Source organism: Micromonospora sp. WMMD956 (assembly GCF_029626125.1).
In the GTDB taxonomy this organism is placed as follows: Bacteria; Actinomycetota; Actinomycetes; order Mycobacteriales; family Micromonosporaceae; genus Micromonospora; species Micromonospora carbonacea.
Genome location: NZ_JARUBI010000005.1, coordinates 2,550,778 through 2,565,265 on the forward strand (window position 1 = coordinate 2,550,778; position 14,488 = coordinate 2,565,265).

General features: G+C 72.9%; 14 protein-coding genes. 13 read left to right on the forward strand and 1 reads right to left on the reverse strand.

Going from position 1 to position 14,488, the window contains the following annotated elements:
- Window positions 1-39: 39 nt before the first annotated feature.
- Together O7628_RS11750 and O7628_RS11755 are read left to right on the forward strand one after the other, a co-directional pair.
- Entirely contained in the window at window positions 40-804 is a 765-nt protein-coding gene (locus tag O7628_RS11750; RefSeq protein ID WP_278130325.1) for an ABC transporter ATP-binding protein, read from the forward strand.
- Between the two features lie 32 nt (window positions 805-836).
- Window positions 837-2,561 (forward strand): ABC transporter permease, encoded by a 1,725-nt coding sequence (locus tag O7628_RS11755; RefSeq protein ID WP_278136288.1) that lies wholly within the window; start codon window positions 837-839, stop codon window positions 2,559-2,561.
- Between the two features lie 7 nt (window positions 2,562-2,568).
- Here O7628_RS11755 and O7628_RS11760 read toward each other — a convergent pair whose 3' ends face one another.
- The gene (locus O7628_RS11760) at window positions 2,569-2,823 is read right to left on the reverse strand and encodes a hypothetical protein (protein ID WP_278130327.1); all 255 of its coding nucleotides are present in this window, start codon (window positions 2,821-2,823) and stop codon (window positions 2,569-2,571) included.
- 137 nt (window positions 2,824-2,960) lie between these two features.
- Here O7628_RS11760 and O7628_RS11765 point away from each other — a divergent pair, with 137 nt between their 5' ends.
- The 11 genes from O7628_RS11765 to O7628_RS11815 all read left to right on the forward strand — a co-directional run bounded on the left by O7628_RS11765 (window position 2,961) and on the right by O7628_RS11815 (window position 14,459).
- Window positions 2,961-3,455 (forward strand): SRPBCC family protein, encoded by a 495-nt coding sequence (locus O7628_RS11765; protein WP_178066922.1) that lies wholly within the window; start codon window positions 2,961-2,963, stop codon window positions 3,453-3,455.
- 347 nt (window positions 3,456-3,802) lie between these two features.
- Complete coding sequence (locus tag O7628_RS11770) at window positions 3,803-4,333, forward strand: flavin reductase family protein (RefSeq protein WP_278130329.1); 531 nt, start codon at window positions 3,803-3,805, stop codon at window positions 4,331-4,333.
- 160 nt (window positions 4,334-4,493) lie between these two features.
- Complete coding sequence (locus O7628_RS11775) at window positions 4,494-4,892, forward strand: DUF485 domain-containing protein (RefSeq protein WP_278130330.1); 399 nt, start codon at window positions 4,494-4,496, stop codon at window positions 4,890-4,892.
- Window positions 4,870-6,543, forward strand: a complete 1,674-nt coding sequence (locus O7628_RS11780; protein WP_074478101.1) for a cation acetate symporter — start codon at window positions 4,870-4,872, stop codon at window positions 6,541-6,543. The genes O7628_RS11775 and O7628_RS11780 overlap by 23 nt, the downstream gene beginning before the upstream one ends.
- Window positions 6,544-6,685: 142 nt before the next feature.
- The gene (locus tag O7628_RS11785) at window positions 6,686-7,663 is read left to right on the forward strand and encodes an NAD-dependent epimerase/dehydratase family protein (protein ID WP_077935279.1); all 978 of its coding nucleotides are present in this window, start codon (window positions 6,686-6,688) and stop codon (window positions 7,661-7,663) included.
- 77 nt (window positions 7,664-7,740) lie between these two features.
- Window positions 7,741-8,970, forward strand: a complete 1,230-nt coding sequence (locus tag O7628_RS11790) for an LCP family protein (protein ID WP_278130334.1) — start codon at window positions 7,741-7,743, stop codon at window positions 8,968-8,970.
- A 245-nt stretch (window positions 8,971-9,215) separates the two neighbouring features.
- Window positions 9,216-10,442 carry an LCP family protein gene (locus O7628_RS11795; RefSeq protein WP_278130336.1) on the forward strand — a complete coding sequence of 409 codons (1,227 nt, stop codon included), beginning with the start codon at window positions 9,216-9,218 and terminating at the stop codon, window positions 10,440-10,442.
- 208 nt (window positions 10,443-10,650) lie between these two features.
- Window positions 10,651-11,571: an LCP family protein gene (locus O7628_RS11800; RefSeq protein ID WP_278130338.1), complete on the forward strand. Its 921-nt coding sequence runs from the start codon at window positions 10,651-10,653 to the stop codon at window positions 11,569-11,571.
- A gap of 115 nt (window positions 11,572-11,686) precedes the next feature.
- On the forward strand, window positions 11,687-12,022 hold the full coding sequence (locus O7628_RS11805) for a rhodanese-like domain-containing protein (protein ID WP_074478287.1): 336 nt from the start codon (window positions 11,687-11,689) through the stop codon (window positions 12,020-12,022).
- Window positions 12,023-12,040: 18 nt separating this feature from the next.
- A complete protein-coding gene (locus tag O7628_RS11810; protein WP_074478111.1) occupies window positions 12,041-12,832 on the forward strand; it encodes a glycerophosphodiester phosphodiesterase family protein in 792 nt (263 codons plus the stop codon).
- Window positions 12,833-13,004: 172 nt separating this feature from the next.
- Window positions 13,005-14,459, forward strand: a complete 1,455-nt coding sequence (locus tag O7628_RS11815) for a PAS domain-containing sensor histidine kinase (RefSeq protein WP_278130342.1) — start codon at window positions 13,005-13,007, stop codon at window positions 14,457-14,459.
- Window positions 14,460-14,488: the final 29 nt, after the last annotated feature.

The window sequence follows — 14,488 nt, forward strand, 5'->3', positions numbered from 1 at the left end:
CGGGAGCGGCCGCTGGCCGGCGCCGGATACGGTCGGTACATGACTGATCAGCACCCCGCGCTCGCGCTGCGTGGCCTCGCCAAGCGGTTCGACGGCAAGGTGGCGGTGGCCGGTGTCGACCTCGACGTGCCAGCCGGCTCGTTCTACGGGCTGCTCGGCCCGAACGGGGCCGGCAAGACCACCACCCTGTCCATGGCGGTCGGGCTGCTGCGCCCCGACGCGGGGGGCGCCTGGGTGCTCGGGCACGACGTGTGGGCCGACCCGGTCCGGGCGAAGCAGCTCCTCGGCGTGATGCCCGACGGGGTGCGCCTGTTCGACCGGCTCAGCGGGGCGGAGTTGCTGGCGTACCACGGTCTGTTGCGCGGCATGGACCCGGCGGTGGTCGACCAGCGCGCGGCGGAACTGCTCGACGTGCTCGCCCTCGGCGACGCCGGCCGGACGCTGGTCGTGGACTACTCGGCCGGCATGAAGAAGAAGATCGGCCTGGCCTGCGCGCTGCTGCACGGGCCCCGGCTGCTGGTGCTCGACGAGCCGTTCGAGGCGGTCGACCCCGTGTCGGCGGCCCTGATCCGGGACATCCTGCACCGGTACGTCGTCGGCGGCGGGACGGTCATCTTCTCCAGTCACGTCATGGAGGTCGTCGAGCGGCTCTGCTCGCACGTGGCGATCCTCGCCGAGGGGACGATCAAGCGGGTCGGCACGCTCGACGAGGTGCGCGGCGACCGCTCGCTGGAGGACGTGTTCGTCGAGGTGGTCGGCGGGCGCACGGCGACCGGCGAGGAGCTGGCGTGGCTGTCCCGGTGACCGGTCCGCAGCAGCGGGAGGCGGGCCCGGCCATGGCGGTGACCGGGCCGGCGGGTCAGCCGGCCGGGTGGGCCCGGCCCGTCTCCGCCCGGCACTTCGTCCGGCTGAAGCTGCGGGTGATGGGCAACAACTTCCGGGGCCAGGGCTGGCGGATCGCCATGTTCGTGGGCGGGGTGGTCGCCGGGCTCTGGTTCGCCACCACCGGCTTCTTCCTGCTGGCCGCGCCGGGGCTGGCCGACGAGCCGACGTACGCGATGATGGCCGCCGCGTTCGGCGGCGGCCTGCTGGTGCTCGGCTGGCTGCTGCTGCCGCTGGTCTTCTTCGGGGTGGACGAGACGCTCGACCCGGCCCGGTTCGCCCTGCTGCCGCTGTCCCGGCGCACCCTGGTCACCGGGCTGTTCGCCGCCGCGCTGGTCAGCGTCCCGGCCGCGGCGGCGCTGATCGCGGCCGGCGGGCTGGTGCTCACCTCCGGCCTGCTCGGCGGCGCGGTCGCGGCGCTCGTCGCGGCCGTCGGGGTGGTCGCCGGGCTGCTGCTCTGCGTCGCCGCCAGCCGGGCGATGACCAGCGCGTTCGCGACGATGTTGCGGTCCCGTCGGGTACGCGACCTGGCGGCCGTGCTGCTGGCGGTGCTCGCCGCGCTGCTCGGCCCGTTGCAGATCGTGGTGCTCGCCGCCGTGCAGCAGGCCGACTGGGACCGGCTGGCCGGGGTGGCCCGGATCGTCGGTTGGACCCCGTTCGGCGCGCCGTGGACGGTCGGCGTCGACGTGGCCGAGGGACGGGCCTGGGCCGTGCCGGTGAAGCTGCTGATCACCGCGCTGACGATCGGCGCGCTGCTGTGGTGGTGGTCCCGGTCGCTGGAGTCGGCGATGGTCGGCACGGCCAGCGGCGGCCGGACCGGGGCGCGCGGCGGCGCGGCGAAGACCGGCGACGGTCCGGCGGGGGCCGGAGCCGGTGCGGTCGGGCAGCTCTTTCCGTGGGCGGTCGGCTGGGCGCGCCGGGACCGGTTCGGCGCGCTGGTGGCCCGGGAGTGCCGCTACTGGTGGCGGGACGCCCGCCGGCGGGCCAACCTGATCACGATCGCCGTGGTCGGCATCTTCGTGCCGGTGATGGTCAACTTCGGCGGGGCGAGCTTCTCCACCGGGGAGGGCGTGGAGTTCGCCACCCCCGACTCGTCCCCCGTGCTGGTCAGCATCTCGATGGTGTTCGTCGGCCTGCTCGCCTCGGTGACCCTGGCCAACCAGTTCGGCTTCGACGGCAGCGCGTACGCGGCGAACGTGGTCGCGGGCGTTCCCGGCCGGCTGGAGCTGCGGGCCCGGATGGCCGCCTTCTCGGTGTACGTCCTGCCGATGCTCGCCGTCGTCACGGTGGTCCTGGGGGTGCTGCTGGGTCGGCCGGCGTGGCTGGGCGTGATGGCGGGCAGCCTCCTCGCCACCTACGGGGCGGGGCTGGCGATCAGCGCGTTCGTCTCGGTGCTGGGGGCGTACTCGCTGCCGGAGACGAGCAACCCGTTCGCGATGAACAGCGGGGCGGGCGTCGCGAAGAGCTTCCTCACCCTGCTGTCGATGCTCGGCACGGCGGTGGCGAGCGTCCCGATGGTGGTCGCCGCGGCGCTGCTCGGCGACGCCTGGCTCTGGCTGGCCCCGCCGGTGGGGCTGGCGTACGGGCTGGGCGCGGCGCTGCTGGGCGCGTACCTGGCCGGTGACGTGCTGGACCGGCGGGCCTCCGAACTGCTGACGGCCGTGACCCCGCGCCGCTGAGCCCGGTTCAGCGGCGGCGCAGGAACGCGTAGAACAGCGCGCTGTTGCTGGAGGAGCTGACGTTGACCAGTTCCCACCCGTAGTGGCTGAGGTATTCGACGGCCTCCAGGAGCTGGGTGACGCCGCTGGTGCTGAGTCGCGGACGGGCGGCGACGGCGAGGTGCCGGTGGGGATAACCCCGGAAGTCCACCTCGTTGCGGAGCACGGCGTCGGCGGCCACGACGCGGGCCTGGGCGAGCTGCTGCGGCGTCACGGGACTCATGCCCGGCACGATAGGAGCCCCCCGCACCCGCACCGGCCCGCGCCTGCGCCGGCCCGGGCCTGCGCCGGCCTCGCCCGGGCCGGGGCGGGGCGTGCCGGCGCGGGGCCGGCCTGGTCGGCGGGCGGCACAATGGGGCGATGCCTGTCGTCGAGTCGGTGATCACCGTCCCGGTGCCGCCCGAGCTGGCCTTCGCGGTGTCGCAGACCGTCGCGCCGGTGCGCTACCGCTGGGACCCGTTCGTCCGCGAGCAGCACTTCACCGACGGGGCCACGCGCCCGGGCAAGGGCGTGCGCACCTTCACCCGTTCCCGGCACGGCCTGACGATGGTCAGCGAGTACGTCTCCTTCGCCCCGCCGAGCCACGTCGGGATGAAGATGGTCCGGGGCCCGTGGTTCTTCGAGATGTTCGCGGGCGGGTGGCGGTTCGCCCCCGGCCCGGATCCCGGCACGTCGGTCGCCACCTGGCGGTACCACTTCCGCTGCCGGCCGGCGTTCCTGCGCCCCGTCGCGCACCGGGTCGGCAGGTGGCTGCTCGGCCGGGACATCCGTCGCCGGATCACCGGGTACGCCGCCGGCTGCACCGACCCGGAGGTGCTGGCCGCCGCCCGCCGCACCCTGCGCTCCGACGAGTGACCGCAGGGCCCCGTGCGCCGCGCCGACGGGCCACCGCGTTCCGTCGCTCTCCGTGGTCATCCCTTCCCGACCCTCCACGCCTGCGCCTCCCTTTGCTCTGCACCCACCCGCGCAACACCCTCGTGAGCTGCGAGAGTTCGGGGGCCGACGAAAGCGGGACTGCAGGGACGGCTCACGCTTGGTGAGCGATGCGTATCCGGGTGCAGAGCAAAGGGGATACACGGGGGTCGCGGTGCCGGAGAGAGCGGGAGGGCTGCGACCGTCGCGGTCCGGCCGCGGGCGGGCGTGAGCGCAGGCCCCGGCGGAAGGGCCCGACCGGCGGTTGGCGGGGGCCGGGTGGGGTCACAATGTTTCACGTGAATCCAGAGCCGGGCGCCGAGATCCACCACGTCGACCCGTTCGCCGTACCGGCGGGACAGCGGTCCCCGGCCCGGCGGCTGCGGGGCCGACTCGCCGCGCCGGTGACGCTGTGGACCGCGCCGGGCCCCGCCGGCCTGACCGTGTCGTCCACGCTGGTCGCCGAGGGGGAGCCGGACCGGCTGCTGGGCCTGATCGACGCGGAGTCGGACCTGTGGGCGGCGGTCGAGGCGACGGGGCGGTTCGCCGTCGCGCCGCTGGGCCCGCCGCACCGGCAGCTCGCCGACCGGTTCGCCGGCCTGTTCCCGTCGCCGGGCGGCCTCTTCGCCACCGACACCTGGACCGAGACCGAGTACGGCCCGGTGCCCGCCGACGCCGCCGGCTGGGCGGGGTGCCGGCTCGACACCGCCCGCGAGTACGGCTGGGCGCTGCTCGTCGAGGCCACCATCGAGCGCATCGACCTGCCGCGGGAGGGCGACCCGCTGCTGCACTACCGGGGTCGCTACCACGAGTTGAGCTGACCAGCAGCTACCGGTCACCGGAGTGACCTGAGTCACTCGGCGCAGGCAGGCGACCGCTCGGCGCAGGTGGTGACCGCCGTCGATCCACGTCTTCCCGGGCGGGGCGTGCGGTTCCTACCGTGCGCGAAACCCCCACGCCTGTGAAGGTGGTGATCCACAGATGTCCACGGACACACCCCCGCCGGACGCACCGACCGAGCCGGAGACGCCGGCCCCGGCCGCGTCCACGGCGGACCGGTACCTCGCCGTACAGCGATCGGACGAGTTCGCCGGGTTGCGTCGCGCTCTGCGCGGCTTCATCTTCCCGATGACCGTCGCGTTCTTCCTCTGGTACGCGCTCTACGTGATCCTCTCCGCGTACGCGCGGGACTTCATGGGCACGCGGCTGTTCGGCAGCAACATCAACATCGCCCTGATCTTCGGCCTGCTCCAGTTCGTCTCGACGTTCCTGATCGCCTGGCTCTACTCCCGGTTCGCCGACCGGAAGATCGACCCGATCGCCGACCGCATCCGCGCCGAGATGGGGGAGGTGACCCATGGAGACGGTCCTCGCGGCTGAGGCGGGCAGCGGCACCGCCCGCAACCTGACCATCACGCTGTTCCTGGTGTTCGTGGCGGTGACCCTGGCCATCACCATCTGGGCCAGCCGGCAGACCAAGACCGCCACCGACTTCTACGCGGGCGGCCGGTCCTTCTCCGGCTTCCAGAACGGCATGGCGATCGGCGGCGACTACATGTCGGCCGCGTCCTTCCTCGGCATCGCCGGCATCATCGCCCTCTACGGCTACGACGGCTTCCTCTACTCGATCGGCTTCCTGGTCGCCTGGCTGGTGGCGCTGCTGCTCGTCGCCGAGCTGCTGCGCAACTCGGGCCGGTACACGATGGCGGACGTGCTGGCGTTCCGGATGCGCCAGCGGCCGGTGCGCACGGCGGCGGCGGTCTCCACCATCACCGTGTCGATCTTCTATCTGCTGGCCCAGATGGTCGGCGCGGGCGCGCTGGTGGCGCTGCTGCTGGGCATCAAGCCGGGCACCACGTTCCTCGGCATGGACGCCGACACCGCGAAGGTCGCCACGATCATCATGGTCGGCGCCCTGATGATCATCTACGTCACCGTGGGCGGCATGAAGGGCACCACGTACGTCCAGATCGTCAAGGCGTTCCTGCTGATGACCGGCGCGCTGGTGATGACCCTGCTGGTCCTGGCGAAGTACAAGTTCAACCTGTCGTCGCTGCTCGGCGACGCCGCCGCCCGCTCGGGCAAGGGCAGCGCCTTCCTCGAACCCGGCCTGCGCTACGGCGTCGAGGTGGCCGGCAACGCGACGCAGACCTTCTACAACAAGGTCGACCTGCTCTCGCTCGGCATCGCGCTGGTGCTCGGCACGGCGGGCCTGCCGCACATCCTGATCCGCTTCTACACCGTGCCGACCGCCAAGGCGGCCCGCAAGAGCGTGCTCTGGGCGATCGGCATCATCGGCTCGTTCTACCTGCTCACCCTGGCCCTCGGCTTCGGCGCGGCGGCGCTGGTGGGCGGCCCGGCGATCACCGCCCAGGACAAGGCCGGCAACACCGCCGCGCCGCAGCTCGCCGAGAGGCTGGGCCTCGACTTCCTCGGCGGCGACCTCGGCGGCGCGACCATGCTGGCGATCATCGCGGCGGTGGCCTTCGCCACCATCCTGGCCGTGGTCGCCGGGCTCACCCTGGCCTCGTCGTCCAGCCTGGCGCACGACTTCTACGCCAACGTCATCAAGAACGGGCAGGCGTCGGAACGCCAGGAGGTCCGGGTGGCCCGGGTCTCGGCGCTGGTCATCGGCGCGGTCTCGATCGCCCTGTCGATCTACGCGCAGAGCCTGAACGTGGCCTTCCTGGTGGCGCTCGCGTTCGCGGTGGCCGCCTCGGGCAACCTGCCGGCGATCCTCTACAGCCTGTTCTGGAAGCGGTTCAACACCTCCGGCGCGGTCTGGGCGATCTACGGCGGCCTGCTCGCCGCCGTGCTGCTGGTGTTCTTCTCGCCGGTGGTCTCCGGGGCGCCGACGTCGATGTTCCCGGACCACGACTGGCACTGGTTCCCGCTGTCCAACCCGGGCATCCTCTCCATCCCGTTCGGCTTCCTGTGCGGGTGGATCGGCACGATGATCTCCAAGGAGAGCGACGAGGACAAGTACGCCGAGCTGGAGGTGCGTTCCCTCACCGGCGCGGGCGCGCACTGAGGCCGGTACGCACCGGCCCGGGTGCGTACCGATCCCGCTCGGCCCCGCACCGGCCGAGCTGGTTAAAAGGGGCCCCCTGTACAACGTTTCGCGTTAACAGGGGGCCCTTCCTTCCCTCTCGTACCTGTATAGGCTGGTCGGTATGAAGGTTGCCCCGCGCTTCGGTCCCGGTCACCGCGTCCTCGTCACCGGCGGCGCCGGCTTCGTGCCGTCGCACCTGGTCGACACACTCGTCGCCCGTGGCTGCACGGTGGTGGCGCTGGACAACTTCGTCACCGGCTCCAAGGACAACGTGGCCCACCTGCACGACAAGCCGAACTTCACGCTGGTCGAGGCGGACATCTCCGACGGGCTGCCGACCCACCACCCGGCGCTGGCCGAGCGGTTCGACGCGATCATGCACATGGCGTCCCCGGCCAGCCCCACCGACTTCGCCACCCTGCCGGTGGAGATCCTCCGGGTCGGGTCGGTGGCGACCCTGCACCTGCTGGACCGCGCGGTCGCCGACGGCGCCCGGTTCCTGATGGCCTCCACCTCCGAGGCGTACGGGGACCCGAAGGAGCACCCGCAGCGCGAGACCTACTGGGGCAACGTCAACCCGATCGGCGTACGCAGCGTCTACGACGAGGCGAAGCGGTTCTCCGAGGCGGCCACGATGGCCTACCACCGGTACCGGGGGCTGGACGCCGCGATCGTGCGGATCTTCAACACGTACGGCCCGCGGATGCGGCCGGACGACGGCCGGGCGATCCCGACGTTCATCTCGCAGGCGCTGCGCGGCGAGCCGATCACCGTGCACGGCACCGGCAACCAGACCCGGTCGATCTGCTACGTCGAGGACCTGGTGCGCGGCATCCTGCTGCTGCTCGACTCGACGGAGACCGGCCCGGTCAACTGCGGCACCGAGCACGAGCTGACCATGCGGCAACTGGCCGAGTTGATCGTGTCACTCTCCGGCAGCACGTCCGAGGTGACGTACGTCACCCGGGCGGCAGACGACCCGGAGATGCGCCGCCCCGACCTGACCCTCGCCCGTGAACTGCTCGGATACGAGCCGGCGGTGGCGCCCGAAGACGGCCTCCGCCGCACGATCGAGCACTTCCGCGAGCGGCTAGGGTAGCCGGTCCGCGCGACGCGGCCCGCCGGCCGGCCTGCGATTGAGGGCGGCACTCGACCGGGCTACGTACCCTCGGGTACATGTCAGCGACCGCTTCCGCCGGCGTTCCGGTCCCGCCCCTGCGTCGCAGCGCGGGGCGTGCCCCGGTGCCCGGCCCCGGCCAGGGCGGCTCGGGGCGCGCCAGCGTGCCCGGGGCCCAGTGGTATCCCACCCACGACGACCGGCCCCGCAGCGGCGGCTTCGGCGGGTCGGACGGCCCGGGTGGACCCGGCGGCCCCGGCGCCCCCCGGCGGTCCGGCGGGCGCGGGCCGCGCCCGAGGTGGGGCCGGATCGGCCTGGTGGCCGGCGTGGCGGTGCTCGTCCTCGCGCTGCTCGGCGGCGTCGGCGCGTGGCTCTACACCCGCAACCTCAATCAGGACCTGGCCCGCACCGACCCGTTCTCGGAGCTGACCGGCGGCCGGCCGCCGAAGGCGGTCGACGGGGCGCTGAACATCCTGCTGGTCGGGAGCGACTCGCGGGACCCGGACGCACCGGTGGACCAGCAGAGCCAGTGGCGGGCCGACACGATCATCGTCATGCACATCCCGGCCGACCACAAGTCCGCCTACCTGGTCTCCATCCCCCGCGACCTCTACGTGCCGATCCCGGAGAACGCCCAGGCCGACTGCGGCTCGGGGCAGCGGGCGAAGATCAACGCCGCGTTCGCGTTCGGCGGCCTGCCGCTGGCCGTGAAGACGGTGGAGTGCTTCACCGACGTCCGCATCGACAACGTGATGGCGATCGACTTCGCCGGGTTCAAGCAGGTCACCGACGCGCTCGGCGGGGTGGACCTGAAGGTGGAGCGGTCGATCACCTCGATCCACAAGCCGTTCCGCAAGTTCACCAAGGGCACCATGCACATGAACGGCGCGGAGGCGCTGGACTGGATCCGGCAGCGCAAGCAGTTCCCCGACGGCGACTTCGCCCGCATGCGCCACCAGCAGGAGTTCCTCAAGGCCCTGATGGACAAGGCGGCCAGCACGGGCACCCTGACCAACCCGAAGAAGCTCAACGCGTTCCTCCAGTCGGTGACGGACGCGGTGACCGTGGACCAGGGCTTCTCGCTGGTCGACATGGCGCTGCAGTTCCGCAGCCTGCGTGGGGAGAACCTGATCTTCGTCACCAGTCCGAACTCGGGCAGCGACACGATCAACGGCGAGTCGGTGGTGGTCTCGGACCGGGAGAAGGCGTTGGCCATGTACCAGGCGATGACGGCGGACAAGATGGCCGACTGGGTGAAGGCCAACCCGCCGGAGGGCAGCTCGGGGTGACGGGTTTCCGGTAACGGAGACGGATCCCGGATGGTCGTTACTTCGACACACGTCAGCGCCGGTCGGCGGTCGGACCCCGTTCCACCGGGGGCCTTACCGCCGACCGGCCGCACTCCATTGACCGTTCGGGTGAATTCCGCAGGCAACTACGAAGATAACTGCGAATAGCCGGCGGACGAACTCGCCTTGACGGGAAGCGGTACGTACAGTGGTCCCGCCCCCCGATCACGCGAGCTGGAGCACGCATGCCGGTTCATACCAGCCGTCGCCCTCCGTCGCAGGAGCCCGTCGGCGCGGTCGCACGGGTTCCGTCGGCCATCCCGTCGCAGCCCCGCAGCGGCGGCCGACCGCCCATCGACGTCCCCGCCCGCAAGCGGAAGAAGCGCCGTAAGGACCCCCTGTGGGCCCGCCTCACCGTCGTCTTCGGCGCGATCCTGATGCTGACGAGCGGGATCGCCATCGTCGGCAGCAAGGCGTTCATCAGCCAGGCCACCGGCAACATCGCCCAGCGCAACCTGCTCGGCGACGCCGGCAAGTCCGACGCCGAGGGCGGGGCGAGCCTGGACGGCCCGATCGACATGCTGCTGCTGGGCGTCGACGCCCGCGAGCGCTGGGCCGCCGACGACGTCCGCGCCGACACGATCATCGTGCTGCACATCCCCGCCTCGCACGACCAGGCGTACCTGATCTCCATTCCGCGGGACACCGAGGCGCAGATCCCGGCGTTCAAGAAGAGCGGCTACGGGGGCGGCACCGACAAGATCAACGCGGCCTTCCAGGCGGGCGCCCGCAACGGCGGCGGCTGGGAGGGCGGCGCGCAGCTCATGGCGCAGACGATCAAGCGGATGACGGGGATCAGCTTCGACGGCGCGGCCATCATCAACTTCGGCGGCTTCAAGGGCGTCATCGACGCCCTCGGCACCGTGCGGATCTGCGTCAGCCACGAGGTCAAGTCGCACCACATGTCGTACGTCGACGGCAAGCCGATGTGGAACGCCGACGCGAAGAAGACCGGCAAGCCGATGACCCCGGTGGTGCACAAGAAGGGCTGCCGGGACATGAAGGGCTGGGCCGCCCTCGACTACGCCCGGCAGCGCTACGGCCTGCCGAACAGCGACTACGACCGCCAGCAGAACCAGCAGCAGCTCATCAAGGCGATGGCGAAGAAGGCGACCGAGAACGGCACGCTGACCAACCCGGTGAAGCTCAACGGGCTGATCAAGGCGGCCGGCAAGGCGTTCGTGCTGGACACCGGCGGGGTGCCGATCATCGACTTCATCTACACGATGCGCGGGGTCACCGGCAACGACCTGACCACGCTGCGGACCAACGGCGGCACCTTCCACGCGAACGCCAGCGGGACCAAGGAGTCGCTGAGCCCGCAGACCATGGAGATGTTCCAGGCGGTCAAGAACGACAAGCTGGCCGAGTTCGTCTACGCCAACCCGAACGTGCTGTCGACCCGCAAGTAGCACTCTGATCAGGGGAAACCCGCCCGGCGAACCGACGCCCCCCGTAGCCTGACGTGAGAAACATTCACGTACGGCGGCGGGGGGCGTCACGGCCAGGTGGGGGGAAACCGGACGGGGGCGGCGGGGACCGGCCCGTCGACGCGTACCCCGGTGGAGCCGGATCCTGCTCGGGGTCGGCCTCGCCCTGGCGCTGCTGGCCGCCGGCGCCATGGTCGGGCTCCGGGCCCTCGGCCACCGCTACGAGCGCACGGTGACGCGGGAGGACCTGCTCGACACCGACGCCCGGCGCGACCGGACGGACCTGGACGGGGCGCTCAACTACCTCCTCGTCGGCTCGGACCGGCGGCCCGGCGCGGCCGGCGACGACCAGCGCTCCGACACCATCCTGGTGGTGCACGTGCCGGCCGACACGAAGAGCGCCTACCTGGTCTCGTTCCCCCGCGACCTGCTGGTCGCCGTCCCGCCCGGCCCGAACGGCTACGGCGGCGGCAGCGACAAGCTCAACGCGGCCTACGAGCACGGCGGCGGCGGCGAGGCCGGCGTCCAGCTCCTCTCGGCCACCCTCACCCGGCTCACCGGGCTGCGCTTCGACGGGGCCGCCCTGATCGACTTCGCCGGGCTGCGGCAGGTGATCGACCTCCTCGGCGGGGTGCGCATGTGCGTCGACACCGAGGTCCGCTCGATCCACACGGGGACCCTGTTCAGCCCCGGCTGCCAGCAGATGGACGGCGCGCGGGCGCTGGACTACGTCCGGCAGCGCTACGACCTGCCCGGCGGCGACTACGACCGGCAGCGCCACCAGCAGCAGCTCCTGCGGGCGATGCTGGACCGGGCCGGCGCGACGAACCTGCGCCGCGACCCGGTGCGGCTCGACCGGCTCATCCGGGCGGTCGGCGCGTCGCTGACCGTCGACACCAACGGGGTGCCCCTGGAGGACCTGCTGCTCACCCTCCGGGACCTCCCCCCGGACGCGCTGACGGGCATCCAGGTGCCCTCCCACCCGCAGACCATCGACGGCATCTCGTACGTCGTGCTCGACGCCGGGGGGAACGCCCTCTTCGACGCGGTCCGGGGCGCCCGCATGCCCGCCTGGGCGCAGGCCAACCCGCGCTGGGTGACCCACCTCTGAGCCCCGCACCCACCCCACCGCGCCCGCCCGCCGCTGACCTGCGCATTCGTCCCGACCCGCCCGGATTCGCACACCCCCGACGGGGCCGCCGGGCGAGGCTCTAGGCTTGGTGACCGTGTTCGGACCCCAGGTTCCCACCGTGCCCGTGACCGAGATCGCCGACGACACCTACCTGCTCGACGTCCGCGAGGACGACGAGTGGGCCGCCGGGCACGCCCCCGGCGCCCACCACCTGCCGATGATGGAGCTGCCCGCCCGGATGGCCGAGGTGCCCACCGACCGGGACGTGGCGGTCATCTGCCGCTCCGGCGGGCGCTCGGCGCAGGTGGTGGCCTACCTGCGGAACAACGGCTGGGACCAGGTGCGCAACGCCGACGGCGGCATGCGCCAGTGGGCGGCCGTCGGCCGACCCGTGGTGACCGGGGACGGCGGGCCGGGCCAGGTCATCTGAGAGCGACGGGCGACGGGCATGGGTGATCCCCTGGTCTTCGCGCACCGCGGCTCCTCGGCGGACCTGCCGGAGCACACCCTCGCCGCCTACCTGCGGGCCCTCGACGAGGGCGTCGACGGGCTGGAGTGCGACGTCCGGCTGACCCGCGACGGGCACCTGGTCTGCGTCCACGACCGGCGGCTGGAGCGCACCAGCAACGGCACCGGTCTGGTCAGCGTCCGCACGCTGGCGGAGCTGGAGGCGCTGGACTTCGGCTCCTGGCACCCGGGCTGCGGGCCCTCCGACGGCGACGAGCTGCCGGACGAGTCGCGCACCCGGCTGCTCACCCTGGCGCGGCTGCTCGACGCGGTGCTGGCCGCCGGCCGCCCGGTGCGGCTGCTGATCGAGACGAAACACCCCTCGCGGTACGGCGGGCACGTGGAGCGCCGGCTGGTGGCCCTGCTGCGCCGCTACGGCCTGGCCGAACCGCGCCCCGACGCCCCCGTCCAGGTCACGGTGATGTCCTTCTCGCCGCTGGCCGTGCGGCGCGTCCGCGACCTCGCCCCCGGGCTGCCCACGGTGCTCCTGCTGGAGGTGCTGCCGCGCTGGCTGCGGCTCGGCCGCCTGCCGTTCGGCACCCGCATCGCCGGGCCGGGGGTCGAGCTGGTCCGGGCCCGGCCGCGCCTGGTTCCCGCGCTGCGGTCCGCCGGCCACCAGGTGTACGTCTGGACCGTCAACGAGCCCGCCGAGCTGGACCTGGTGCTCGACGTTGGGGTGGACGGGATCATCACCGACCGGCCGGCGCACGCGCTGGCCCGGCTGGGCCGGTGAACGGGTCGGGCGGCGTCGTCCGCCGGGGCCGCCGCCACACCGGACGGGGCCGGTGAACCGCCGGGGCGGCGTGGTCCGCTGGCTGGTCAGGCCGGGTTCGCCGGGCGGCGCGGATGCCGGGGCCGCCCGCGCGGGGGTGCCGGGGAGCGGGTCGGCGCGGCACACTCGGGACATGCCGGAGCGTACCGACCTCGCCGCCCTGATAACCGGCCATGGCAGGGTTATCGAGATGATCAACTCTGGTGAAGTCGGACTGCCCGTCCTCGCCCAGCTGCTCCAGGTGGTCCAGCCGGCGATCGGGGCGGCCAGCACCGCCTTCGTGGAGTTCGCGCCCACCGGCGGCCGGGTGATCGCCGCGACCGGGGGCGCCGAGTGGGCCGTCGGCCGGCCCGTGTCGCCCACCGACCCGGCCACCGTCTGCCTGCTCTCCGGACCGCGGGTCCGCGACATCCGGGTGGACCGCATCCCCGGCCCGATCGGTGCCGAGCTGGTCGACCGGGGGCTGCGCCGGATGGTGGCCGCCCGCGCCGAGATCGGCGGGCTGACCGTCGGCAGCCTGCACGCGTTCTATCCGGACGACGACGCGTCGACGGCCGCCGGGCAGCACGAGGTGGTGGCGTACATCGCCTCCTGCATCGCCCACATGTACAGCGACCAGAGCGGCCTGCCGGTGCACGGCGACGGCCCGGTGGTCGCGGCGCTGGCCGACGGGCTCGCCGTGGTCGACCGGGAGGGGCGCGTCCGGCTCTGGAACCCGGCCGCCGCCCAGGTGACCGGCCGGACGGTCGCGGAGTCGCTGAACCGGGCGCTGCCGTTCCCCCTCCCCCCGTCCGGGCAGGTCCTCGACCACCGGCTGCCCGACGGCCGCTGGATCAAGATCACCTCAGGCGAGCTGCCGGGCCCCGGGGCGCTGCGCGTGGTCACCTTCCGGGACATCACCGACCAGCAGCTCCGCGACCAGGACCGGGACCTCTTCGTCGCGGTGACCAGCCACGAGCTGCGCACGCCGGTCACCGTCATCAAGGGGTACGCGGACACCCTCACCGAGCACTGGGACTCCCTGACCGACACCGACCGGCGGCAGGCCGCCCGGGTCATCGGGCAGCGCGCCAACGAACTGGCCCGGCTGGTCGACCGGCTGCTCACCTCGGCCACCGAGGGGCGGCCCGGCGAGCCGTCCGTCCCCTTCGACCTGGGCGAGGCGCTCCGGGCCGCCGTCGCCGACCTGCCCACCGACCTGCGCCGCCGGGTCGTCCTCGACGTGCCCGGGGGCCTGCCCCGGGCGCTCGGCACCCGGCAGTCGCTGACGACGGTGCTGACCGAGCTGGGGACCAACGCCGACAAGTACTCCCCGCCCGACACCCCGATCGAGATCACCGCCGAGAGCAACGAGCGGACCGTCTCGTTCCGGGTCGCCGACCGGGGCATCGGCATCCGGCCGGAGCACGTCGAGCGGGCGTTCGACCGGTTCTGGCAGGGCGAGTCCGGCGACCGCCGGGGATACCCGGGTGCCGGGCTCGGCCTCTATCTCGTCCGCCGGATCGTTGAACAGCAGAATGGCTGGGTGTCGCTCCGGCCGAGGTCGGGCGGCGGTACGGTCGCAGAGGTCCGGCTGCCCCGCGGGTGAGCCCGGTCGGCGGGTCGGGCCGGGGCGTC